Source organism: Bifidobacterium xylocopae (genome assembly GCF_003315615.1).
Classification (GTDB): domain Bacteria; phylum Actinomycetota; class Actinomycetes; order Actinomycetales; family Bifidobacteriaceae; genus Bombiscardovia; species Bombiscardovia xylocopae.
Genome location: NZ_PDCH01000019.1, coordinates 1 through 22,072, shown reverse-complemented (window position 1 = coordinate 22,072; position 22,072 = coordinate 1). Strand labels below are relative to the sequence as shown.

At 62.4% G+C, this 22,072-nt stretch carries 22 protein-coding genes; 12 read left to right on the top strand and 10 right to left on the bottom strand.

The annotated features are described in order from the left end of the window. Positions 1-389 precede the first annotated feature (389 nt). Positions 390-584: a hypothetical protein gene (locus tag CRD59_RS07060; RefSeq protein WP_127920972.1), complete on the top strand. Its 195-nt coding sequence runs from the start codon at positions 390-392 to the stop codon at positions 582-584. A 60-nt stretch (positions 585-644) separates the two neighbouring features. Here the strand turns inward: CRD59_RS07060 and CRD59_RS07055 are convergent, their stop codons facing one another. Further along, entirely contained in the window at positions 645-1,685 is a 1,041-nt protein-coding gene (locus CRD59_RS07055; RefSeq protein ID WP_113853984.1) for a hypothetical protein, read from the bottom strand. Between the two features lie 18 nt (positions 1,686-1,703). Further along, positions 1,704-2,117, bottom strand: coding sequence for a hypothetical protein (locus CRD59_RS07050; protein ID WP_127920971.1), 414 nt, complete (start codon positions 2,115-2,117; stop codon positions 1,704-1,706). Positions 2,118-2,198: 81 nt separating this feature from the next. Between CRD59_RS07050 and CRD59_RS08395 the strand changes: the two genes are divergently transcribed. The 11 genes from CRD59_RS08395 to CRD59_RS06990 all read left to right on the top strand — a co-directional run bounded on the left by CRD59_RS08395 (position 2,199) and on the right by CRD59_RS06990 (position 13,488). Next, complete coding sequence (locus CRD59_RS08395; RefSeq protein WP_113853982.1) at positions 2,199-2,420, top strand: helix-turn-helix domain-containing protein; 222 nt, start codon at positions 2,199-2,201, stop codon at positions 2,418-2,420. 473 nt (positions 2,421-2,893) lie between these two features. Continuing rightward, entirely contained in the window at positions 2,894-3,190 is a 297-nt protein-coding gene (locus tag CRD59_RS07035; protein ID WP_113853980.1) for a hypothetical protein, read from the top strand. Next, positions 3,187-4,266: an aggregation-promoting factor C-terminal-like domain-containing protein gene (locus tag CRD59_RS07030; protein ID WP_113853979.1), complete on the top strand. Its 1,080-nt coding sequence runs from the start codon at positions 3,187-3,189 to the stop codon at positions 4,264-4,266. Before CRD59_RS07035 ends, CRD59_RS07030 begins: the two co-directional genes overlap by 4 nt. Further along, complete coding sequence (locus CRD59_RS07025) at positions 4,233-4,952, top strand: hypothetical protein (RefSeq protein WP_127920970.1); 720 nt, start codon at positions 4,233-4,235, stop codon at positions 4,950-4,952. The genes CRD59_RS07030 and CRD59_RS07025 overlap by 34 nt, the downstream gene beginning before the upstream one ends. A 107-nt stretch (positions 4,953-5,059) precedes the next feature. Then, positions 5,060-5,482 (top strand): hypothetical protein, encoded by a 423-nt coding sequence (locus CRD59_RS07020; protein WP_113853977.1) that lies wholly within the window; start codon positions 5,060-5,062, stop codon positions 5,480-5,482. A gap of 22 nt (positions 5,483-5,504) precedes the next feature. Next, positions 5,505-6,947, top strand: a complete 1,443-nt coding sequence (locus tag CRD59_RS07015) for a hypothetical protein (protein WP_113853976.1) — start codon at positions 5,505-5,507, stop codon at positions 6,945-6,947. Positions 6,948-6,953: 6 nt separating this feature from the next. After that, positions 6,954-8,438, top strand: a complete 1,485-nt coding sequence (locus CRD59_RS07010) for an SCO6880 family protein (RefSeq protein WP_113853975.1) — start codon at positions 6,954-6,956, stop codon at positions 8,436-8,438. Next, entirely contained in the window at positions 8,435-10,003 is a 1,569-nt protein-coding gene (locus CRD59_RS07005; protein ID WP_127920969.1) for an ATP-binding protein, read from the top strand. Before CRD59_RS07010 ends, CRD59_RS07005 begins: the two co-directional genes overlap by 4 nt. 11 nt (positions 10,004-10,014) lie before the next feature. Beyond that, the gene (locus tag CRD59_RS07000; protein WP_113853973.1) at positions 10,015-11,922 is read left to right on the top strand and encodes a type IV secretory system conjugative DNA transfer family protein; all 1,908 of its coding nucleotides are present in this window, start codon (positions 10,015-10,017) and stop codon (positions 11,920-11,922) included. 302 nt (positions 11,923-12,224) lie between these two features. Further along, the gene (locus tag CRD59_RS06995; RefSeq protein ID WP_161522313.1) at positions 12,225-12,755 is read left to right on the top strand and encodes a hypothetical protein; all 531 of its coding nucleotides are present in this window, start codon (positions 12,225-12,227) and stop codon (positions 12,753-12,755) included. After that, positions 12,745-13,488, top strand: coding sequence for a hypothetical protein (locus CRD59_RS06990; RefSeq protein WP_127920968.1), 744 nt, complete (start codon positions 12,745-12,747; stop codon positions 13,486-13,488). Before CRD59_RS06995 ends, CRD59_RS06990 begins: the two co-directional genes overlap by 11 nt. Here CRD59_RS06990 and mobF read toward each other — a convergent pair. From mobF to CRD59_RS06955, 8 genes are all read right to left on the bottom strand, one after another. Further along, positions 13,386-17,612 carry a MobF family relaxase gene (gene mobF / locus CRD59_RS06985; protein WP_113853970.1) on the bottom strand — a complete coding sequence of 1,409 codons (4,227 nt, stop codon included), beginning with the start codon at positions 17,610-17,612 and terminating at the stop codon, positions 13,386-13,388. The two genes, CRD59_RS06990 and mobF, sit on opposite strands and share 103 nt — an antisense overlap. Before the next feature lie 305 nt (positions 17,613-17,917). After that, positions 17,918-18,757 (bottom strand): hypothetical protein, encoded by an 840-nt coding sequence (locus CRD59_RS06980; protein WP_127920967.1) that lies wholly within the window; start codon positions 18,755-18,757, stop codon positions 17,918-17,920. A gap of 695 nt (positions 18,758-19,452) precedes the next feature. Continuing rightward, complete coding sequence (locus CRD59_RS06975) at positions 19,453-19,641, bottom strand: hypothetical protein (protein ID WP_127920966.1); 189 nt, start codon at positions 19,639-19,641, stop codon at positions 19,453-19,455. Positions 19,642-19,933: 292 nt separating this feature from the next. Further along, positions 19,934-20,284 carry a hypothetical protein gene (locus CRD59_RS06970; protein WP_113853967.1) on the bottom strand — a complete coding sequence of 117 codons (351 nt, stop codon included), beginning with the start codon at positions 20,282-20,284 and terminating at the stop codon, positions 19,934-19,936. Positions 20,285-20,305: 21 nt separating this feature from the next. Beyond that, positions 20,306-20,470, bottom strand: coding sequence for a hypothetical protein (locus CRD59_RS08000; protein ID WP_161522312.1), 165 nt, complete (start codon positions 20,468-20,470; stop codon positions 20,306-20,308). Positions 20,471-20,613: 143 nt separating this feature from the next. Further along, complete coding sequence (locus tag CRD59_RS06965) at positions 20,614-20,826, bottom strand: helix-turn-helix domain-containing protein (protein WP_113853966.1); 213 nt, start codon at positions 20,824-20,826, stop codon at positions 20,614-20,616. A gap of 128 nt (positions 20,827-20,954) precedes the next feature. After that, complete coding sequence (locus tag CRD59_RS06960) at positions 20,955-21,410, bottom strand: hypothetical protein (protein WP_127920965.1); 456 nt, start codon at positions 21,408-21,410, stop codon at positions 20,955-20,957. Between the two features lie 420 nt (positions 21,411-21,830). Beyond that, on the bottom strand, positions 21,831-22,072 hold a 242-nt coding region (locus tag CRD59_RS06955), incomplete at its 5' end, for a hypothetical protein (protein ID WP_236632782.1).

Genomic DNA, 22,072 nt, shown 5'->3' with positions numbered 1-22,072 from the left:
TGCCGACATGCCCCATGACGAGGACCCAGCCCGCTATGCCGGCGATGACCCCTGGCACGAGGTCATCGACGGCGACAACCACACCGCAAGGTGATCCCAGGCGGGGCGCGTCCAGTGCCCCGCCCCTTATACTTCCCGCCGGTCTGGTTCCCCTTCTGTCGGCGGGGCTTCCCGGGGCGGGTCCGGTTTCCCCCCGTCACCCGTCCCATCCGGCCCCGCCGCGCCGGCGCCCCATCCCCAGGGCGCCGACGCGGCGGGACCCCCTTCCCTTATTTTTCCGACTGCGCCGCCGGCCAGGATGACCGGCGGCCGCGAGGAGAGGACACTCCATGCCGCACACCCCCGTCGCCGGCCCGCACGCGGGCCCGCATCCCCGCCGCGGGATACCTGTGGGCGTCGTCTGGCTCGCCTGTGCCGCCGTCAGCGGATCCGGCTACTGCCTCCTGGCCACCCTGCTCCGCCTGGCCCTGCGGCTCATCGGGGAGACGCTCCCCTTCCAAGCCTGCCTGGCCATCGTCATCACCGCCACCTGCGCCCTGGGCGCCCTTTGGATGCGCGCCGAAATACGGCACACGGCCAGCTGAACCAACAAAATGATGCTACCCGCCGGCACTCAATCCAAAACACGGCGACAGGAATGGCCGTCACAGGTGATCGGGCAGACCGCCTTCGTCGTGCGACGGGGCAGGGACGGACCAACCTTGGTTGGGGGTAGGCGCCGCAGGGGCATTACCGCCGAGAGGTGCCCGTTGGGGGTTCGGCCGATATGTCGGAGACGGCGTGGTCGGCCGATATGTCGGAGACGGCGTGGTCGGCATGGTTTGAGACTGGGTCGGGGCCTGGGGTTGCGGCGCGGCTTGCTCTTGGACAGCCTTTGCTTCCTGATCGGATTTTGCCTGCACGCTCGCACGGACGGCCTCAATGGCCGTTTGCATAGGAGCAAGTTCCCGTTCAAGATGTTCGGTCTTTCCGTGTTTCCCTTCGAGCATTTTGTCTGCCGCCGCAATGCTTCTACGCAAGTTCTCCCGGGTGTTCTCGTCGACGACTTTCCCTTTGCTGGATTCCAGCGTGGATTGCGCTTCATCACGTTTGGCTTTCAGGGCGTCGTGTGCTGCATCCCTTTGGATGGAACTCGCCCGGGTGTTGAGCTTGCCCGATTCTTCCCGGAGTTTTCCCGCTTTCCCGGCGTACTCGGACGCACGCTGTTTCGCGGCCTTCCCATCAACGGGGCAGGCCGGCGGGTTTTCGGGTATGTCAGCGGCCGCACCGCCATCTTTCCCGGATACATTGAATTTCGAGCTCACGGTTTGCCATTGGCGGACGGCTCGCTTGTACTCTCGTCCGGCCGCGGTCAAATCTTGTCGGGCAGAGGTGCAATCCCGCACGGCGTTCGCGGCGTGCGCGTTAGAGCAGGCGGTCACGGTGCCGCCGACGCCTGCGGTCAAGAGAACGCCGGCCATTACGACGACGGCGAGCCTCTTCCAGAGGGCCGGACCTGTTGCATCCCCTTGGATGGAACCGACCAGCTCGGTGCCGTTATCCATGACCTTCGTGGAAGGGGCGGCCGGCGCGGGGAGTGGCGGCGTGGTGCCGAGGATGCTATGGATGATGGCTCTCTTGGCCGTCTTCCGGTCCGGCATCAGCCGGTATCCGGCCCAACCACCGGTACTTTCCCGCATGTTCATAGCGGAGCCTCGACGTGGTCAGTCCGGGTGCTTTCCCTGTTGTTTGTATGCTTCGATGGCACGATCCAACCATTGTTCGGCCTCGTCCCTGGTAAGGCCTTTAGGCAGTTTGCTGGTCGGGACCTGTACCCAATGTGGCCGGGCGCGTCCTTCGCTGGGCCGCAGAAGTTCTTCGACTGTTTTGGAGCCAATGCGCCTGCCTTTGCCTTTCTCGCGGACCAGTTTCCTTGCGGTGATGGGTCCGATGTGCCGTTTGGGGTGTTCATCGAGCCAATGCGCCACTGCCCTTTGCTCAGCCGGGGAAAGCCAAGTAAGCGTGTTGGCGGCCCGGAGGTCGATTCGCCCGTCGATGAGCGCTTGTTTGAGTTCCTCACCCAATACGTCGATCCTTGCGAATCTTGGATCCTGCCCCGCGTCGTCCTTGCCTGTCATGGGCAACGACTGTACGCCGCAATGCCCCCAGCAGGCTGATTTCCCTTTTATACTAGCAATATCGAGAGAAGGATATAGGTTATGACTCAAAAATCTCTGAAATTGAGGGGAATTCAAGGACGTGTTTTCTCTCTCATGCGGAGTCTGAACATGACCGAGGATGAGCTTTCGAAGGTCATGGGCATCTCCAGAACGACTTTGCGGCGCCGTCTCAGTGGGTTGTCGCGGTTCAGGCCGGAGGAGCTGGAGGCGTTCGCCCACCTTGCAGGCACTAGCTCGAAGTGGTTTCATGAGGTGGCGTAGGGCTAGCGGCCGCAGCAGACGGTCACCCGGCTGGCTTCGCGCCATCCTGTCTTCCTGGCGCCCGTATCGCCCCGGCCACACCATGACCCGGGGCCGGTATTGGGCCGTCCTATTGCCTTTCGCGGCCATATCTTGCCCCTTGGCCGCGTTGTGCATGTACGCGGGCTCCGTCTCGGCCGAAGCGACGCTAGTCGCATGGATCCTGTTCGGGCTTGCTTTTGTCTGCCCCGCAACGGTTCGCCGGGTCAGAGGGGCCGGGGTGCCGACCTGGATCGCTTGGACAATCCTGCTGTTCGTGTGCTTCGCCTGCTGTTTCTCGTCCATGGTCCCTTTGGTCGCGATGCGTGGCATTGAATTGTGGACTTACGCTGCGACGGTCACTTCGTTCTTCGTCTGGCTCGCCTGTTCCGTGCCTCTTGTCGCCGTGTGCCTTCTGCCGGACAAGATGAAAGTTTGAGAGGGGTGTGTCGATTATGCGCTCTGACGGACTTCTGGGCCACGCCGTAGAGGCGTTGAGCACCTTGGTCAATTCATGGTCGCCTTGGGCGGTTGTCGGCTATTTTGCGCTGTTGATGTTCCTTTCCCTCCTATCAGCGGCCCTAATCGTCCGTTCCGGCAGCCTGACGCTCAGATATGCGGCCATATTCTTCTTCTCTGCGGTTGTGACCGTGGCGCTGCTATCAGTGGTGCTGCTGGCCACCCACCATATCGCAGCGTTCTTCCCCGTTCGCATACCCAACATCGCTGAGTGGTTCGGAGCGGGACGATGACCGGCGGGTCGAAGAGCACACCCTATCTCGTTGCGGGATCCATCTCACTAATAGTCTGCCTGTTCGGGTCATTGCTGATAGGCACCTTGTTCGCTTCTGCGTGCGGTACTGGTCCCACTGGTACGGGCGCCCAGGGTGGAGCTTCCGCCGATAACGCGAACTACAGGCCGCCGGAGCATTCGGACGACCCGGTTGCGGAGGGGATATCGACGTTTGTGGAACGGATCTCCCTGGACGACTCCCACGGTTATTCGCAATCCAGGCGCCAGGGCAATCCCGACTATGATTGCAGCTCCCTGGTCTGGTTCGCAGCCAAGTCCGCCGGCTTCGACGGACAGATGCAGGGCTGGCCGTTCACCACTTTCACGATGGGTCCTGTGCTGGAACGCCTGGGGTTCGCGCATCTGACATGGAGCGGTGATTACCGCAACGCGAAATCCGAGCTCAAGCGCGGCGACGTAGTGGTCAATCCAGCCGAGCACACGGAGGTGTACCTGGGCGGAGGCCTTTTCGGTGGCGCGCACCACGCCTACCCCAGCGGTATCGACGACGGCATGCCGGGAGACCAGGGGCATGGAGACGACCAGGAGATAGGCATAGAAGCCTATCTGACGCCCGGCCTGAACCAGGTCTACCGCCATGACCCATCAGCCAAAGCTACGGGAGGGTCGGGGGCTTCGACCGATGGCGCCGATGCTCCGACTGCCTGTACACCCCAGGACAGCGGACCCGCTGGCGATAACCCGGATGGCACGAACGCCTCGCCCGATCAGGCCAAACAGATAGCGCGCCGCATGGTAGGCGAGTATTTCCCCGGTGAGGACCCTGGCCACCAGTACGGATGCCTGGAACCTATGTGGACACACGAGTCGGGGTGGCGCTGGAACGCACAGAACGCCAGTTCAGGGGCATACGGCATCCCGCAATCACTACCCGGCAACAAGATGGCGGCCGCGGGCGACGACTGGCAGACCAACGCGACCACACAGATCAAGTGGGGACTGCAATACATCAAGACCAGATACCACACCCCCTGTGAAGCATGGGACATCTGGCAAAGGAAGGGATGGTACTGATGCCCGCGGCGAGAATCAACCCCAAACCCGACTTCTCGTGGGTGCCTGATAGCCTCAGGGAATTCACCTCGGGCACGCTCGGCTCGTTACTGTGGCTTCTGGTCATAGGCTTCATCATTCTGAGCGTACTGTTCGTCGCGCAGCACACCAGCGGCAATTTCTTCATGCAGAACGGGCGCGCAGGATACGGCATGCTGGCGTGCGTCATCGCCGCAGCGCTCATAGCGGGCATGGGGACCGCGGAGAGTTGGAGCGTCAGCAACGTCAATCCCGCCCCGGGCGGCATGGAAATCCAGACGGACGGCGCATCGAAGCTGAAAGCCGGCAGCTCCAGCCTGGCAGGAACGATAGGCCAGGCCGGCGCGGATGACATGTCCAAAGCCGGGAACAACTTCAAAGACGCAGGCAAAGACGCGGCCGAAGGAATCGGGAAGATTGCAGGCGGCGACACGATCGGCGGGCTGGGAGGCATACTCGGCGGGATCGGCAAAGGGCTCTCCGGCCTGAAAGACGCAGTGAAAGGCGCCGGTGAGACGGTTAAGCACCTGGGCTGGGGAGAAACCATAAAACTCGGCATCCACGCCGTCGCGGACACCGCAGGCAAAGTCGGGCACACAGTCAAAGACAAGACCTCGCAAGCGTGGCATGCCGCCGGCAACTGGCTTAACTCACACAAACCCTGGTGAAAACGAGAGGAGACCAACCATGCACAGCCCGGCACACCCGCGAATACGCGCGGGGCCACAGACGCCGGTGAATCGCAGATAAGAGCATCAAGAAAGGAACAAACAAAATGATGACAACATCAATCCCAGGCGCCACGACCGGCGCCACAAGTCTGCTTGCCAGCCGGGCGGTGGCCGCCGACGACGGGGGGATGAGCAATCTTAAACCGAACATGGGCTACTTCCCCTGGAATGCGACGCTCAGGGACATCGCCGGCGGGCTCCAGGGGACGGTGCTTTGGTGCCTGGTGATACTGCTCATTGTCGCAGCAGTGGGATTCATTGCGTCAAGGGTGCTTTCCTCCGGCAACATGCAGCACTACAGCTGGATCCTGATGATCGGGTGTCTGATAGTCGCGGCGATCGTCGCATCCGCCGGCGGAATCATCTGGTGGGCGTCCGGCATCCCCGTTTTCACCACCAGTAAGGCAGCGACCGGAGCCCTGGTGATGCAGGGCTCGCTCTCCACCTTCGTCGGCCTGGCCGCCTGACCCGAGTCACTGCGGAGGCGTCATGTTCAACCTGATAATCAACGGCCTGTTGTCTTGGATGGTCGACGGGGCGGTGGAAGGATGGAAGCAGGCCTGCAAACTGGCTTTGCAATCCGGCGCCCTGACCGACAATCAATGGCAGGTCGCCCAGGACGTGGTGGGCAAACTGGCCGGTGTCATGCTGTATGTCGTGGTCATCACCGGAGCGGTGGCGATTGTCAGGAACGCTTTGGCGCGGCGCGTCGGCGACATGTTCGTGAGTCTGGGCCAGGCTATGTTCGCCTGGCCGCTCACGGTCGTCACTCTGTATCTACTCATCCAGATCAGCAATATGGCATCGAGCCTGACCGACAGAATCCTGTCCGTGGACATGAGCAAGGGCGATCAGTCCTTGAACCTGCCTGACCTGAACGTCGGATCCATAAAGAGCATGGTCAGCGGCCCTTTGCTGCTTTTTTTCGCGCTGATCATCGTCCTTGCATCGGCATCCATCATACTGTGCATGGGGGCGCGCGCTTTCCTCTTAATCGTAGCGGTGTGTTTCGTCTGCACAGCCTGGATGCTGCTGGGCCGCAAGGAGACAGCGCGCCAAGCCAAGGAATACTTCTCGTGGGTACTTGGCATCATCCTGTATCAACCGATCTGTGGGCTGCTGATCTATATCACCGGGAAACTGATGGAGGCGAGCGGAAGCGACAACCCCATTACGTTCATAACCGCAGTCGTAGGCATGGTCTTGTCCTCGGTTTTCCCATGGGTCCTTGTGCACCGTCTGCTCAAGGTCCTACCTGGGGCCAGTGGTTTGGCCGACGCTGCCTCCGCCGGCAGGAAGACCGTCACCACCACGAAGAAGGGCGCGGAGCAAGCGGTCAAGATAGGGGCCCAGGTAGCCGGCGCGATAGCCACCGGTGGTGCCTCATTGGCCGGAGGTGCTGCATTGTCCGGAGGCGCGGAGGGCGGCGGCCATCTTGCGGGCACGGACGGGCAAAAAAGCTCGGCGTTCAGCCCGCGCGTGGATCCCGGCAGCGGTGCCGCTACGCCTTCCTCGCAAGGTGCAGACAAAGGCATAGGGTCCTCCCACCAAGACGATTCCGAGGCCAAGCAATCCACTGGACGCGAACGTTTTGCCCGGGCGGTCGGGGCAGCGGCATCCGCTGTGCCGAAGACGGCTGGCGTCCAAGCGGTCATCAATGCCGCGATCGCTGCGCGTGGCGGCGGGAGTGGCACCGCTGTTCCCACTGTCGGGCACGATGTTGGAAAGCCGGCACCCAATGCACCCACAGGCAAGAGCAGGGAGGCCGCAAGCGAGCCGAAAATCTCGGTTACCCCTCCCCCTGCAAGCCAGCCCGCCCCGGATAAAAGGGAAGGCAATGCGACCGAACAACCCCACCAACCGGCTCCGTCAAGGGGCGGCGGGGGCCAACAGGACGTTCGCGTTCATGTCGATGTTAACAAGGAAGGATGATAGTCGATGGCAGAGAAGGACAATGGCGAAGAGGGGTTGCTGTACTCCTCGACTTTCGCACCGCTGCTCAGGCAGAAGGCGGTAGCCATTTGGTCCTTGCACCAGGCGGTCGTGGCCGGCATCCTGATAGCCGTTTTCATGCTGCGCACCGCCGTGGCCCATGCACCTGTGCTTTCCTGGGCGACCCTCGTCCTCGTTGCCATACTTGTCGTGGACCTGGTTACGGTACGGGGATTGAGTATGTGGCAGGTGGCGGGCCTGCGCCTGGGCTTGCTGCTCAGACAGGCGACAGGCGCCACCAAGGCCACATTCAGTCCGATCACATCCGGCGCCACGGTAGCGTTTGCCGATATTCCCGGCGAGGAGGGGGAGACTGTCAATACATACCGCGTCGTCAATACCGGGGAGATGGACGGTGCCTGCTTCCTGTGGGACAGCGTTCATAATCAAGCCACCGCGCCACTGCTGATGGAAGCGCAGTCGGATCAGCTCGCCAAGGCGGATATCCGCAACACCCGCGCCGACGAGTTCGCCGCCGCGCTGCACTCCTTGGCCGACCAGCCGGACGTGGTGCGCGTGACCCTGCAAGCGAGGGCGCTGCGTCGGCCGGTTGAGAAGAGCCCGGGCCTATCAGCAGCAGAGGGCAACGCGGCCGCAGCGGACATCGAGTATCTGGAGGACGGGCCCCTGGCCCATACCATCCGGCATGATTATATCTTGGGCATCACCATTGACCCCTCAGCCAGATCCACCAGCAAAGTCAATTTCTCCAAACCACGGGCGAGCCTGGAGGATGTAAGCCGGCTTCTGGCGAAAAGGGTCTCCGAACTATGTTCAATGCTGGCCGGCACGGGGGTCAGACCGGATGGGATCACATGGATGAACGCGGCGCAGGTCCGTGGGCAGATGAAGGTCCTCACCGACCCCGACGCCTATCAACTGCTGGACCCACAGGGCAATCTGCCAGATGACGTGCCGGTGCAGACTTCATGGCGAGAAATGGCCGACCATGTGGCGGTCGGCCCCTCCTACGCCCGGTCTTTCTGGATCAGCCAATGGCCTGTGGGATTGCCGGTATTCTCCGACTGGCTGACTGAATTGACCCGATCTCCCGATTCGCAGCAAATACTGACATTGGTGTTCCACCATAGAACCGAGCATCAGGCGAAGGCCTCTTTTGACCGCAAGAACCAAGAGGCCGGCAGCATGAGGTGGCTCAACCGGAAGCTGGACCGGCCCGACGACGACAAAATCGAGTCCGAAGAGCAGACGATCGCCAGGCTCAAGCGAGAGAGTTCCGAAAACGGCGGCGACATTCAGTTCCAAGGGTTCGCCACCATCCTCGCCGATGACCTGTCGGCGCTTGATGAAGCCGATCAGGGCATCCAGCGCCTGTTCAAGAAGAAAGGCATGTATCTCGACCGACAACGCGATCAGCAGCTGACACGTTGGGTCGGCGCCTTGCCTCTCGGACTTGAGGGGCGGAAATGATGTTCAAGACGAACAACCCGGTGGGAGATGCCAGGTCAGGCACCTACGGCATGCCTCCGGTCATGCCTATTCTCTCGATTAACGAGCTCGCGGAGCTCGATACGCATGGAGCGTATGGCTGCAAGGGGCTAGTCGCCGGACAACGCCCACGACGACGGCGTAGGGCCGAACGCGCCGCGATGAAAGTACAAGCCTCCTTGCCCCAATCGTCAGCGGGTGCGGCTGCGTCCGACGACACCGGCACCGAGTGGCTGCCACAGATTCACAGGGCCGGCCGGTTCTCTTTGAGAAGCTATGCGCCTGCCACACCATGGCACATGACATCCGTCCCCGACGCCGGGCTCTTGAACCCGTTCGGAGTGAGCGGGTATCCAGAGCTCGACGGTCCGCTGATCGGCAAGAGCACCATGAACGGGAACCCCTGGTATTTTGACGCCTGGAGCCCTTATCGCCATGACGGCACCAGCGTCAACGCCTGGGTGGCCGGCCTTATGGGCAGCGGCAAGAGCATGTTCCTGAAGGCTTTCGGTTCCAGAGAGACCACACCTCCATGGAATCGCAAGGTCATCATCGAAGGCGACCCGAACAATGAGTGGGCGGCCGTGGCGCACAGCGTCGGCGGCCAGGTCATACAAGTGGGATCGGGCTCATACCTCAATCCGTTGGACCCCGGAGAGCCTGCGACCGGCCAGGACATGAGGGCTTGGCGGAAGACCGTCCTGGGCATCCAGCGCGACGCGCTGGAAGCCATCGCTCATGTCCTCAGGCCGGAACGCCGGTTGGATTCCGCGGAGAGAGCCGTCATCGCCGCCGCACTCCGGCATTTCCTTGATGTCGGCCGGACCCCTACACTGATCACGTTCGTGGATCTGCTGCAGAGCGAGTGGGTGCGCTCGTATGATTTCCGTGGCCTGGACGCTCAGACCGCCGTGGAATCGGCCAATTCGCTGATCCTGTTGTACGACCAGGTCGTCACTGGCGTGGAGTCCGGCGCCTTTGAGTGCGATTCGACCATCGAAATCGATCCCAATAGCCCAATGCTGGTGTTCGATACAGGGAGCGTCAACGACCAGAACGAGCGCAAAAAGCAGTTGTACATGGCGGCCATGTCCTCAATCGTGGAACGCCTCTGCGCACGCCAGGACGGCCAGTTCCGGATCATCATCGCCGAAGAAGGGCACGAGTTGTTGAAAAACCCGGTCTTGGTGGATGCGTGGGAGCACCGTATGCGGATGAGCGGCCATTTGGGTGTCTCCAGCTGGATGCTGCTGCATGAGCTGTCCGACCTGGACAAGTTCGCCAAGGCGGGGACCGAACACCGTAACAAAATCAACTCGATCCTCACACTGTCCGGCACCCAGGTCATCTACAAGCAGTCGGCAGCCAGCCTTGAGCTGATGAAGAGTCTGCTGCGCAATCTGACCGTCGCGGAAGTGAAGACCATCGAGTCTTTGTCTCCGTACAGCGCTTTGTGGCGCGTGGGGGACCAGGTGCGTGATGTGGTGCAGGCCTATTTCAGCCCGGCGGCGGCGACCATCATGCGAAACGACGAGAACCGAGCGTAGGAGGAGCGGACATGCATGACGAAGAGGTATCCGAAGACCGGATGGAGGCGGCGCAGACCGTCATCGAACTTTGGGAGGCGTTCTTGAAAACCCGGCCAGGCTTCCTGCTCAAAGAGCATACGGCTGCTGTGCGGGCCCTTTCCTCCGGTGGTGTCCAGGCACGCAGGATGCTGGCCAGCTTGTGCCTGATTCCCCCGGTCCTGCTGCTGCTGCTTTCGCTGTTGGCCCGTTCAGTGCTGCTTGTGCTTCTTGCCTTCATCGCGTTCATCGCCAACGTTGGCGCGGCTGTGTTCTTCTGGGCTTGCTACCGTGATTCGCCCCAACAGGATGCGGATCATCTGGATACGTTGCCTTGGCTCATGGGCCGTGCCGGCGTCCGCAAAAGACTATCAGGTTGGCACCTGTCGCAGGACGCGAATACTGCGTTGCAACGGCGGCGCGAGGAGCTGGATTCGGACCCAAGGACGCGCGGCCATGGCATAAGCCCTCGTGCTCTGGGTATAAAGCTCGGAAACAGCCACGGTGTGGATGTATGGGTAACCAGCGAGAGGCCCGTCTACGTGCTGGCACCGACCCGTCAAGGCAAAACCACCCGTCTGGTCATCCCGGCCATCATGGAAGCCCCAGGTGCCGTCATCGCCACCAGTTCACGACGGGACATCATCGATGCCACCCTAAATGCCCGCCGGGACGGATTCACCACACAAGATAGAACGGACTGCGACGGTGGACGGCCGAACATGCGCGGAGGGAGAGTGTGGGTTTTCGATCCCGCCGGCGTGCTGGGCAGTGACCATTCACTCGACGGTTATCGCCTACGTTGGGACCCCGTAAGCTCCTGCACTGACCCGAATACAGCCAGATCCATGGCCGCCGCATTGGTGAGCTCCGCCGATTTGTCCGCCGAGAACCAGATCTGGGCCCATATCGGGGTGGACATCGTCCAAGCCCTGCTCATGGCCGGCGGTGTGAGCGGCAAAGGTCTGGATACCGTATACAAGTGGTCCCAGGGTATGGATGGCATCAACACCGCCAGATTGATCCTTCAGAGAAATGGCGATCGGGATGCTGCCCTGTTCGCGGCACCCTTGGCGTCCCTGGCGCAGGACAAGGACCCACGGTCGGTATCCAACAAACTGCTGTCGGTGACGACGGCCTTCGGCGCCCTTTCCCTGCCTTCGGTGCGCGAGTGGTTCAAGCCTCAGCCCGGCCCCGCGTTCGACATGACCGGGTTCGTGCAATCGCAGGATACGGTGTATCTGCTGTCACCGCTGCGCAGCACTGCTGGCCAAGCAGAGGCCTCGGTCGCCGTATTCGCCAATATGTTCCTCCAGGACGCCCGCGACACGGTACGCAGGCTTGCAGCGCAGGACCGTTACGGGAAGCTGGATCCGCCGCTATCAATGATTCTTGACGAGGTGGCCAACACCACGCCCTGGGAGGGGCTGCCGCAGTTGTTCACCGCGGGAACCGGAGAAGGCATCTGGGCATGGGCGTTCGCGCAGTCCAAGGACCAGATGCGCAAATCTTTCGGGGAGGGTGAGGAGAAGCAGATGTACGACAACGCCCAGAAGATCATCATGGGCGGCGCCTCGACCGAAGCCACGCTGCGCGAGATAAGCGAACTCACCGGAGAGCATGACGAACGTTACCGGGAGAAGACTTGGCAATCACCTCTCCAGGGCGGCCTGATCGCCAGTCTGGGATCCACCATGGAACGTCGGGAGACGCGGGTGGCGCTCAAACCCAACGAAATCCGTCGCATACCGAAGGACCGAGCAATCCTGATAACCGGCAGCGACCCCGCCGCTGCCGTCGAGCTCACCCCGTTCTGGAATCGCGGGTGGGTGAGCGGCACCGCCGTGGATCCGGATGCTGGGCACCGATACCTGCACAACGTGGAGAGTGCTCTATCATGAAGCACAAACCACACCTGTTCAAAAAGCCCGGGAATCGTCAACCCAAACCACTACCTCCAGTCAGCCGCCATCCCTTGCGCGACACACTCGTTTACCTCGCCGCCGGAGTAGGGCTGTGCGTTCTATTGTGGATCCTTGGAATTCTCCCTACAGGGGCCCACCAACCAGCTCCATCGCCCGCCGCCGGCCAGTCCGCGAAACCGGCATCGGGCAGGCACTCCCCCACGGCCGCCCCGACACCAGCGCCGGCGCCGGACGGCGCAGACTGGCGGTCATCGACCGTATCCTACGCGAAGGAACGTTTGGCAGCCATGAACACGCTGCTGGCCTCTAGCTCCGGCCTGAACGGACTGACCATTCAGGATTACATCAAGCCGCAGCAATCCGACCCCACAAGCCCCTACAGCACCGCCGAGCAGTCCTTGACTGATCAGGCAAAACAAATCCTCGCATCCCCACCGACATCATCAGCTCAAGCGGCCGCCTCCCGTAGCAGCTTGGCCTCCGCCTACCGGTCTTGGGAAAAAGCCATGTGGGAGGCCGCGGGCGACACATTGGCTGGGCAGATCAGTCAAACAGAGGATTCATACCGCCCCGTGAGGCGATGGCTCAAGGACGAACGCAGTAAACCGGCCTCATGCTCAGAGTGGATGGGGTACACCCTTGAACCAACCAGAAAAGCCGGTGGGAAAGAACGCTTCAGCCGGCTGGTGCGCCGCATCGAGCAATACGACAGCCTCAGGCAACGATGCGCCGCCGACATTACACCTCAGCAGGCCGCTAGAGCGCCTCAGCCAGGCGGCCGGACACAGGGACAGCGCAATGACCAATAACCCGTTTTCGCTCCCTGCGGGCCGAAGCAACCTTAATCTGGCCCGGCCGCCTTACCCGTTTCATAGACGCGGACGCGATGCCTTGACTGCTACAGCCACAATCGAATTTGCGGAAATGCTCTGCCAAATTGATCCGCGATTAGACACCTTGCTTCCGGTCTGCTGGTTCCGTCACGGCTATCTGTTCGCGATAATGGACGCTTTGCGCACCGCGTATGCTGCGGCTTTTGCCCTCCACTTCCATATCGAACCCAATCCGAAAGGGGGGCCATCGAAGAAGACAATCGTATACCCCGAACTGTCGAGTTGGCAATTCAGGTTCTGGCAGGACGAACAGTCTGCCCTGGCCATGATGGCCGCCTATCTGCAAGAACTGCCGGCCGGTGGTGAAGCGGACGAGCACTCCACTGCTGCCGAGTACACCGCCAGGACGGTGGATCGGCGCAATGCAGAGGAAAACTCAGGGCTAGCCCCTCTGGAGTATTACCCGTTCGATGTCTCCACGCCTGCTCTCGAAGACGAAGGCTCGTCTGAAGACGCTGACGATTACCCCGATGAGGGGCTTTCCACCTTCGACGGCGGAAAGGCCTACCAGGGGTCGGAACCGCCGCAAGGGTTCCAGGAGCAGGGTCAGACGCCCGATGGTTCCGGTCCGGCGCTTTCGACTTCAATGGACGGCGAGGGCGTCGGCCCCATCGATTGGGAGGGGGAAGAGGACGATGACGAGAGCTGATCGTCCTGCATGCCGCGCTCGATCTGCTCGATGGCCTGTCGGCGTGAGTCGTCGTCCAGTCCGTCCACTGTCTCGATCAGCCCCTTGTGTCCGAGTTCGTCCTGGGCCGTGTGCGCCCTCACCTGCCACAGCGGCCGTTCATGCCCGCCGGGCTCGATTGCTGTGGCTTGGCCGCGCTCGACCGGCGTCAACGCCTGCCACACGGCCTCCACCCGTTCGCGGTCTGAGGCGTCCACGGCTATCCTTGCCGACGCAGCGGTGAGCTGGCGCACCCGCTGGGCGAAACCATCCACGTCCCTGCCGCCCACCCGCACGTATCCGTCCGGTTGCGGCCCGTCCTTCCCCGCTACGATGATGGCCCGGCCGGCGCGTATCGCGCGCTCGGTTCTGGCCGGCATGCCTGTCGGCGCCGTCACCCGGCCCAACGCCCCGGGGTCACGGACAGGGTGCTGGTAGGCCTGGATGCGGGACTGTATACGGGTCTGCCACCCGTCACCCGGCCGGCTTTTGCCCAGGGGGTGGACGTCATCGTTGATATGGTGGGCGGCTCGGTATGCGGCTATCTCCTGCGTCGCACGCTCCCATTGCTGCCGTCTGGGACTGTCCTCGGCGGGGGCGGGGCCCAAGGCCTTCATCCAGGGTTCGGCCAGGATAGGGTCGGCGGCTTCGCGGATTCGCTCCTGCAGGGCAACGTCAATCATGCCACGCGCCTGGTCCATCATGTCGGCGGCGTCGGCCACGTCCGGGGATGCGTCCGACTCAATCTTGACGCTGTAGTAGCGGCCTGCCAGCCAATCCTGCCTACCGTGCCCGTCGTCCGTGATCTCGTGCCTGAACCGGTTGCGCACTTGTTCCATGTCCTCCTTGCCGACGGTCCTGGCGATGCTGTCGGCCAGAGTGGGGCGTATCTGCCGGGCCTCGCCATAGGCGGAGAGTGTCTGCGCGTATAAGGGCTCCTGCTTGGCCGCGCTCACCCGTTCCTCGCCAATCAAAGCGGTCAGCTGGCGTTCGGCGGTGACCTGGGCGTAGTGGCGCCACTCGTTGTCGAGGCGTTCCAGGCTGTGCATGGACTTGTCGTAGGCGTTGGCCCATTCGGTGGCGAAGTGACCGCCCTTGGCCTGGTCCATGACCTCGTGCAGCCGCCACCTGGCCTGCTGGGCCGGCGTGGGCAGCAGGTCGTCCTCGGCGTACCAGATTTTCGTGCTGGGGTTGGGGCCTTCGCCCTTCCATTCCTTGAGGCCTTTGTCTTCCAGGTCGGCGCGGATGCGTTGCTTGTATTCGGCGAGTTCGTAGGTCTCCTGGTCGCCCACCATCATGTCCTCGATGGCCTTGGTCTCCACATACACGTCGTTGCTTTCGCGCCCTCGCGTCATCGCTACGTACATGGTGGCCGAGTTGGCTTGGGTGGCGCCGGCCGGCAGGTAGTAGTAACCACGGTCCACGGTCTTGCCCTGGGCGCGGTGCGGAGTGACCGCGTACCCGCCTATAGTGTGCTCGCCCACATAGGCGGCCGGCAGCACCACCTGGTCCCCAGGATCGCCCTTGCGGTGGCAGGCCAGGGAGCCGTCGTCCACCCGGTCCACGATCCACAGGTCGTTGTTGCGCACGTATTGCCCCTTGCTGGTGGTCAGTCGCCGCGCGTTGCGCCGGCTGCACACGATGTCGCCGGCGCCGGCGGTCGAGCCATCGCTCAGGTCGGTGCGCCGGGCTTCGTCCGCGTCCACCTGGCCAAGCTCGGCACGAGTGCGGCTGATTCGCTCGTTGAGGTCGGCCAGCCCTTCGTTGCTGCCCACAATCAGCAGCGCATCCCTCCCCTCTTGCAGGTCGGCGACCATCCGGCGCACCAGCCCGTCCTCCAACTGGTCCGCGGTGCCGGCGTGCACGTGCCCGGCGCTCTCATAGGAGCCGATGGCCAGGTACTCTCCTGCTCCGTCCTTTTCACGTGAACGCAGCAGCAAGCTGCGTCCCGCCTCGTTCTCGTCGTTGAAACGCCAAATGCTCGTGAGTTTAGCGCATCTACCATGTTCGACCATCCAGGTGAATGCGCCTCCCCCGCCGCCGGGGGTGTCCAGCTGCATGTCGTCGCCCACCATGATCATCTTCGCGCCGTGCGCCGCGCACAACTCGGCCAGGCGGGTGATGCTGGGCGTGTCCGCCATGCCGGCCTCGTCCACGATCACATACCCGTCCTGCGGGATCTCCATGGCCTTCAGCTGAGCGTCCAATGAGCTGATCCGCTCGCGCAAAGCCTGGCGGCGCCCCTTCGCACCGGGGGCGGTCCGTTCGTATTGGTCGCAGGCCCGGCGCAGAAGGTTGTCGGTGTGGCCGGTGGACCGCTCGTAAAGGATCTTGGCCATGGTCTCAGCCGGCGCGTCCAGGCTGGCACCCAGTTCGATGGCAGCGGCGCTGGTCGGAGCCAACGCCAGGACACGCCCCTCGCCCTCGCGTAGGCGCACCGCGTCAGCGAAGCCGCGCAGCGTCGTGGTCTTTCCTGCGCCGGCGGGCCCGCTGAGCGCGGCGATCATCGTGTCGCCGGCCAGCAGGGTCCCGACAGCCTCCCGCTGATCTTCCGCCAGCGGATGCTTCGCGCCCCGCTGGGACTCCTGGATCGCTTCGTCTATGGCCAGATGGTTCCAGAGGCCGGCTTTTGCATCATGCCTTCCGGCCAGTTCGATGAACTGTTTCTCGGCGTCGATCAGCTCTTGGGTGGCGTAGAGCCGACCCTCCTCGTAGTCGGTAACCGCTCGTCCGTTCCCCAGGCCCAGTTGCCGGTCCCGTTCCTGCCGGTCGGTCAGCCGATAACGTCCAGGGGTCAGTTCAACCAGGCGTGCGCGCTCCTGTTCCACCAGGGCGTCGGTGAGCCGACCGCGTTCACCGGGGCGGATCCTGATGCCACGGGTCAGACGCTCGGCCGCAGCGCGTATCCGGCCCTCGCTAATCAGGGTCACACCGCTTTTCGCATCCTCGTGCAGGCGTTCCAACGCCCCGCCTTCGGCTGGGTCTTGTGCCGCGTCGTCCCGCAGGCAATCGTCCAGCAGAGGTCCGATTTCAACGTCCAGACCTGCGCCTTTCGTGCCGGCCAGTAGCATTTCCAGGCGCAGCGTGCGCCGATCACGACCCGTGCAATCCTCCACCAGCATTGCGGGGTCGATGCCGTATCCGCGCATCTGCCCTGACCATCTGCCCATCAGGTCGTGCAGGCTTTCGGGCTCTTTCGGTTTGCTTTTGCGTGTGGCCTTCCATGCCTGGCGGTCGATGCGGCGCAGCACCGCCTCGCTCAACGGCACACCGTTCGCTTTTGCTTGTTCCGTCAGCCGGTCCCGCTCCTGTTCGACGCGAAGGCGGCGTTGGCTGAAAGCGCCGATCAGCTGGTCGTCGATGCCCACCAGGTCGTACACACTCGCCTTACTATCGCCGGTGTCGCGCCGGCGCCACTGCACGCCCAGCGATTCGGTGAGTTTGTCCATAATCAGATTGGTATGCTGCTCGCTCAACGACACTCCGGCGGTGTACAGCGCCTTGCCGTCCAAAGCGCCCAACTGGCCATCCTCGCGCCGCGCGATGTTGGAAACCAGCACATGGTCATGCAGGTGGGGGTCGTGGTCCCTCGTGTCCCAATGCGTGAACCTGCACGCGATGATGCCATCGACCCGTTGCTTGACCACTCCTCCCGCCCCTTTGCGGGAGTATGCCTGTCCGGCTTCGAAGGAGGCAAGCGTCTCGCGCATGGCCTCCTCGTGGCATGCCATGATGGTCCTGCGCACATGCTCGTCGCCGCTGGCCCACAGTATATTGACGCTCTTTGGCAGAGAGAAGGTCAAATCGTAGCCGGCTACGACTTGACCGGATTTGAGAGCCTTGTCGCTGTGTCGTGAAAGGCGCTGGTCGTCGCGCGGGTTGCGCATAAGGTCGTAGACCTTGGTGACGTCATTCTTGCTGGCCGTATCGCCCTCATGCACGCCGATCGTGTCGAGCGCATTACCCATCCACACACCGGGGGGCGTACCGGTTGTATTGTAATAGTCAGCCATGCCACCGCCGTGGTCGGTGATGACCTCTTTAATGGTGGAGGCGAAGTATCGCGTGCTGGTGCCCGCCTTCAGCTTGGTAACGTTCATGGCCATGGGATCACTCCGTGTATACGCCGCCCCTTGCGCTGGCCCTATCTTCCTCTAATGGGTGCCCGTCGGTTTTGTCTAACAGCCCGGCCGGCGTGCTGTCTGCATCCGGCCGCGACTGCAGCGACATCGGATCCACCGATGGGATACGGCGGGCCTCCAAAGCGCTGCGGCATTCCTTGTATGCGGCTTCCGTTGACTTCAACCCTTTTCGGGTCGCGGTGGCCGGCGCCCACCCAAACTCTTCGAGATATGCTTCGTACTGTTCCCGGTATCGGCTGATGGCCTTGCTTATCTCTTCCTGGTGCTTCTCAAGGTTCTTGGAGGCGTTGCTTTTTCGCCGCTTCAGCTCTCTGCGCCGTTTGAGTTCCTGCTCCAGCTGCTCTATCTTGAGATCGTCCTCGTCCTGAATCTTGCCTGCATCGTGTGCCATTGCCCGCCTCTTCCTCGCTGTCGCTGTTCTCCTGGCTTGCGGCACTCAGTATATGCAGGTATTGGTTTAATTCCGGGGCGTCGGTGCCGATTCCCGAATGGTGGATCTGCCTGTAATTGTCCCTCAGATCGTTCAGCTCATACCATGCCCAGTATTGCTTGCATTGGCCGTTGACCTCTCGCGCCTCTTTGGCCTGTTGTTTTTTCAGCGCGTCCAGGTATGTGCCGCTCCTGCCTTCGCGGACCGCGCGCCGGTATTCACTCCTATGCGTGGTCCTGGTCTTCTCGATCAACCGGCGTTGCTCCTCAATTAGGTCTTGCTCTCGTCCGCTGTATTCCTGCATGAGACGAAGCCAGTCGCTGTGCTTATGGAGCAACCCCGCACGTGGATGAAAGCGATTGACCGTCAGCACTCCTGTTTCCAGCAGGAGACTCAGATCATCGGCTGCCTTCCTCACCAGTAGGTTCAATTTCCTGCTGAGTTGTGCTTCCTCTCCGGTCTTGTCCTGGTAGGACTGGAGCGCCCTCTCCTGCTGGTCCATGGTCTGCCTGAGCCGCGCGTTGTCCTCCCGCAGCATGTCTGCTTCGGCCGCTTTGCGGTTCCTGTTCCGGCTTTTAGCGCGCTCACGGCATTGGACCGAGCAGTATTTTTGAGGGCGCCCGCTGTCACGTTTCGGCAGGTAGACCTTGCCGCAAAACTCGCATTTTCTGATTTCCATGTCTGGTTGCTACTCCCCTTCCCTGCGATTGGGCCCGGCCTTCGGACGGCTCATTCTCTCGAATCGTTGAACCGGTTCAGGAATTTGAACAGCGCCACCGTTTGTTTTCCCAACATACCAGCGTTTCGGACCTTTTCGGGGCATGTGAGTGCAAGAGGTGCATTGCTATGGATTGGACGTTGTTTGGGGTTCTCGATGTGATCTTACTGATGTCCTATATGCTGCTGGGCTGTGATTGCTGGGTGGTAGTTGGAGGTGGTGTTTGTTTGGGTGCTCTTACTGATGCCTTATGTGCTGATTGGCTGTGACTGCTGGCTTGTTGCCGGTGGCGATTCTGTCTCGGCCGGGTACGGTGCGATCTCCGCTCCTGTGGGCTTCCTGGCGTCAGCGCTCGGGGGTTGGATTGGTTCCTGGCACTTCTGCTGCGGTGCGTCGGCTGGCCGTGGCGGGCCAGAACCCATGCGACGGTGCATGTGCCCCGGGTTTTCCTTGTCGCCGCCCATGGTGGTATGTCTTGATTAGAGGCAAGCGGTTTCCGGGCGCGTAGCGCCCGGAAACCGCGCGGCAGCAGCCATGGTCGAGCTGATTCAGCTCGGCGGGGCGTGGGGCGGCAGCCCCACAATCATCCACACCCCCCTCCGTGGGTCCTTCGCTCCGCCCGGGGCCACTGCGTCGGGGGGGGGGGGGGACGGAGGCTATTGTCTGATGCCGTGCGTCTTGTTGTAGATGGCGTCTGCGAATGTATCGGGGAGCCCGTACATGTCGGATGCATAGAGTTCCTCTCCGTCTTCGTCTTCCGCCACGGGGAGGTTTTCGAGGTCGTAGAGGTAGATTTCGCCCGCCGTCAGTGGGGCGAATTTGTCGGTGTTTGTCATTGTAGTCACCAGTTTTCGTGTCGTTGCGTTTCTCTGTTGGGCGGTATCGACGCCCGCCGGGTGGTCTCCCTCCCGACACTTATCGTTATACCCTAATTAGGGTATAAAGCAAGCCGAAAAGTCCTCAATTCCGACATTTTTTGGAGCATTCTGGGGTTGGGTCTCAGGTGGTGGCGTAAGTCGCGCGGCGGTGGCCATCGCTCCCTCCGTCTTCCCCTCAAGGATCTTCCCGGCATGGCACAGCGCGCGGCGGCCGCGTGCGCCACCAGCGTAGTGCCGGTGGGGCTGCGGCCGCCGTCCCTTAGTAGCGGGTGGCCAGTGTGATGGTCACGCTTACGGCGTTCAGGTGCGGCATCATCCGGTCGGGCCAGGAGTCGAAGCCCGCACGCCGCATGATCGCGCTGATCTGTCGCGCGTCCTGGAGGCCGAACCCGTAGGCCACGCACGCCTTGTTGCTGACTCGGTTGGAGATCGGGTCACGGTCGCAGTGGGCGTCGAGTATGGAACGTAGTGTGCGCAGCTTGGACACCTCCCGTGTGTCATTGGGGTCTATCAGATCGCGTTTGCGCAGTCTGACGGTCTGCACCATCTGCCAGTCCTGTTCCGTGAGCTGATCCGTCGGTTTTTCGATTTGCACGGTGATCGAGTACATGCTCCGCCTCCTTGGCCCGCCCTAGTAGCATCCTGTGATGGTTTCCAGGCGTGCCAGCGCCAGGGTGGCGATGATCATGCCGGCGGTGATTTTGATGTCTTCGATGCGGGCGGCCTTTTGCAAGGTCCGACCTCGGGGTCCTTGCCCGTTGGGGGCGCTGGTGACGGTGCGGGTTGTGGTGGTCATGATTGTGCTGCCTTTCGGTTCGCTTCGTCGCGTCGGGAAGGCCGGTATCGCCGGCGGTCCGCGTGGCCTGGTTGGTTTTGTGTCGTTGGTCTGCCCTTGACGGCCATCGTGTTCCAGCACGGTGTCCGCCGGGGGGGGGGGGGTCAGTCGTCGAGCAGGTCCTCTACCGTGCAGCCCAGGGCTTGCGCGATTTTGAGCACCTGGCCGGCGCCGACCCGTTGGAGGGGGCGTATGCCGGTCTCGTAGTCGTGTATCTTCTGCGGCGCGATGCCCATGCGTCTCGCCAGCCCGGTTCTGGTGAGCCCTTGTGCTTCTCGGATTCGGGTCATCGCGCTGGGCGCTTTGTCGTCTGGCATGTACGCGTGTCCTTTCCTTTGTCTGCTGTTATGCTGTGGGTGTCGGCGGTCCGCGTGGCCTGGTTGGTTCCAGCGTGAGTGCCCGGCGTGGGCCGCCTGTTCCAGCAGGCGGCCCGTTTCATCTCGGCTCAGCGCCCGAGGGGCAGCAGGCGGACGGCCGTGAAGCCTGTGCCGAATTGCTTGTTGACATATGACAGCAGGCCTGCGCGCGAGTAGGGGAAGAGCGAATCCCGGTTGATCTTGTGCACCGGCACTTCATGGCCGGCGCCGTCCCGGGCGGTCTCGACAGTCGCCTGGCATTGCCGCAGCCGCCGTTCGTTCTGGTCGTTGGCGCCGCCGGTGTCCTCCCAGGCGTCGGTCACGAATCCCGTGTAGGTCCAGGGCCGGCCTGCGGCCTCGGGGCCGCCGGCGCTTTTGACCACGGGGTCGGACGCTTCCACGGGGGCCATGAGGCCTGCGTGGAGAATGACCGCGCGCCCCTTCCGGTCGCGGAAGCGGGTGCGGAAGCGCCAGCTGCCGATGTCCGTATATGTCTCGTCCCACCCCATCGCGTGAATGGAGAGAATTGTCGGCTCTTGTTCCATGGTGGTTCTCTTTCTGTTGCGTTTGTCTGTAGGGCGGTATCGACGCCCGTCGGGTGGTCTCCCTCCCGACACTTACCATTATACCCTAATTCGGGTATAATGCAAGCCGAGAAGGCCAAAAAATTCGACACTTTTTAGGTTCGGCGGCTGGGCTCTGGCGGTGGCGGGCGCCGTGCGGCAAGGCTATCGTGGCCCTTCCCCGTCTTCCCCCTCAAGGATCTTCCCGGCGCGGCACAGCGCACCGTAGCGTCGCGCCGCAGCCGCACGTGGTGTGGCTCCCGTCCCGGGGTTTTGGACCGTGTTAGACTGGCCGTGCGTGGCGGATTTGCGTTTGTCGCGTTCAGGCCGGGGGGTATCGACCCCCGGCCTTTTCCTTTAAAAATATGTGGGGCCGGTCCCGAGGGTGCCGGCCCTTGGCCGTCAGACCGTTTGGCGCAGGCGATATTTCGCCGGGTCTCCGTTGCATATCCTGAGGTGCTTCTCCAGGGCTCGGCGGGCTCCGGCCTCGGTCTTCCATTCCTTGTCCCAGAAGTGTGGGCTGCTCATCCATGTGGGTTCGGGCTGTATGGGGTCGTCGTAGCTCATGGGGACTGTGTACTGCTCGATGGTGTAGGTCATTGCTTCCTCCTTGGTGGTCCGTTTGAACAAGTGGAGAGAGACCG

Excerpts from the sequence above, each read along its gene's own strand:
- CRD59_RS07055 (WP_113853984.1), bottom strand. The coding sequence starts at position 1,685 with ATGAACATGCGGGAAAGTACCGGTGGTTGGGCCGGATACCGGCTGATG.
- CRD59_RS07050 (WP_127920971.1), bottom strand. The coding sequence starts at position 2,117 with ATGACAGGCAAGGACGACGCGGGGCAGGATCCAAGATTCGCAAGGATC.
- CRD59_RS08395 (WP_113853982.1), top strand. The coding sequence starts at position 2,199 with ATGACTCAAAAATCTCTGAAATTGAGGGGAATTCAAGGACGTGTTTTC.
- CRD59_RS07035 (WP_113853980.1), top strand. The coding sequence starts at position 2,894 with ATGCGCTCTGACGGACTTCTGGGCCACGCCGTAGAGGCGTTGAGCACC.
- CRD59_RS07030 (WP_113853979.1), top strand. The coding sequence starts at position 3,187 with ATGACCGGCGGGTCGAAGAGCACACCCTATCTCGTTGCGGGATCCATC.
- CRD59_RS07025 (WP_127920970.1), top strand. The coding sequence starts at position 4,233 with ATGGGACATCTGGCAAAGGAAGGGATGGTACTGATGCCCGCGGCGAGA.
- CRD59_RS07020 (WP_113853977.1), top strand. The coding sequence starts at position 5,060 with ATGATGACAACATCAATCCCAGGCGCCACGACCGGCGCCACAAGTCTG.
- CRD59_RS07015 (WP_113853976.1), top strand. The coding sequence starts at position 5,505 with ATGTTCAACCTGATAATCAACGGCCTGTTGTCTTGGATGGTCGACGGG.
- CRD59_RS07010 (WP_113853975.1), top strand. The coding sequence starts at position 6,954 with ATGGCAGAGAAGGACAATGGCGAAGAGGGGTTGCTGTACTCCTCGACT.
- CRD59_RS07005 (WP_127920969.1), top strand. The coding sequence starts at position 8,435 with ATGATGTTCAAGACGAACAACCCGGTGGGAGATGCCAGGTCAGGCACC.
- CRD59_RS07000 (WP_113853973.1), top strand. The coding sequence starts at position 10,015 with ATGCATGACGAAGAGGTATCCGAAGACCGGATGGAGGCGGCGCAGACC.
- CRD59_RS06990 (WP_127920968.1), top strand. The coding sequence starts at position 12,745 with ATGACCAATAACCCGTTTTCGCTCCCTGCGGGCCGAAGCAACCTTAAT.
- mobF (WP_113853970.1), bottom strand. The coding sequence starts at position 17,612 with ATGGCCATGAACGTTACCAAGCTGAAGGCGGGCACCAGCACGCGATAC.
- CRD59_RS06980 (WP_127920967.1), bottom strand. The coding sequence starts at position 18,757 with ATGGAAATCAGAAAATGCGAGTTTTGCGGCAAGGTCTACCTGCCGAAA.
- CRD59_RS06970 (WP_113853967.1), bottom strand. The coding sequence starts at position 20,284 with ATGTACTCGATCACCGTGCAAATCGAAAAACCGACGGATCAGCTCACG.
- CRD59_RS08000 (WP_161522312.1), bottom strand. The coding sequence starts at position 20,470 with ATGACCACCACAACCCGCACCGTCACCAGCGCCCCCAACGGGCAAGGA.
- CRD59_RS06965 (WP_113853966.1), bottom strand. The coding sequence starts at position 20,826 with ATGCCAGACGACAAAGCGCCCAGCGCGATGACCCGAATCCGAGAAGCA.
- CRD59_RS06960 (WP_127920965.1), bottom strand. The coding sequence starts at position 21,410 with ATGGAACAAGAGCCGACAATTCTCTCCATTCACGCGATGGGGTGGGAC.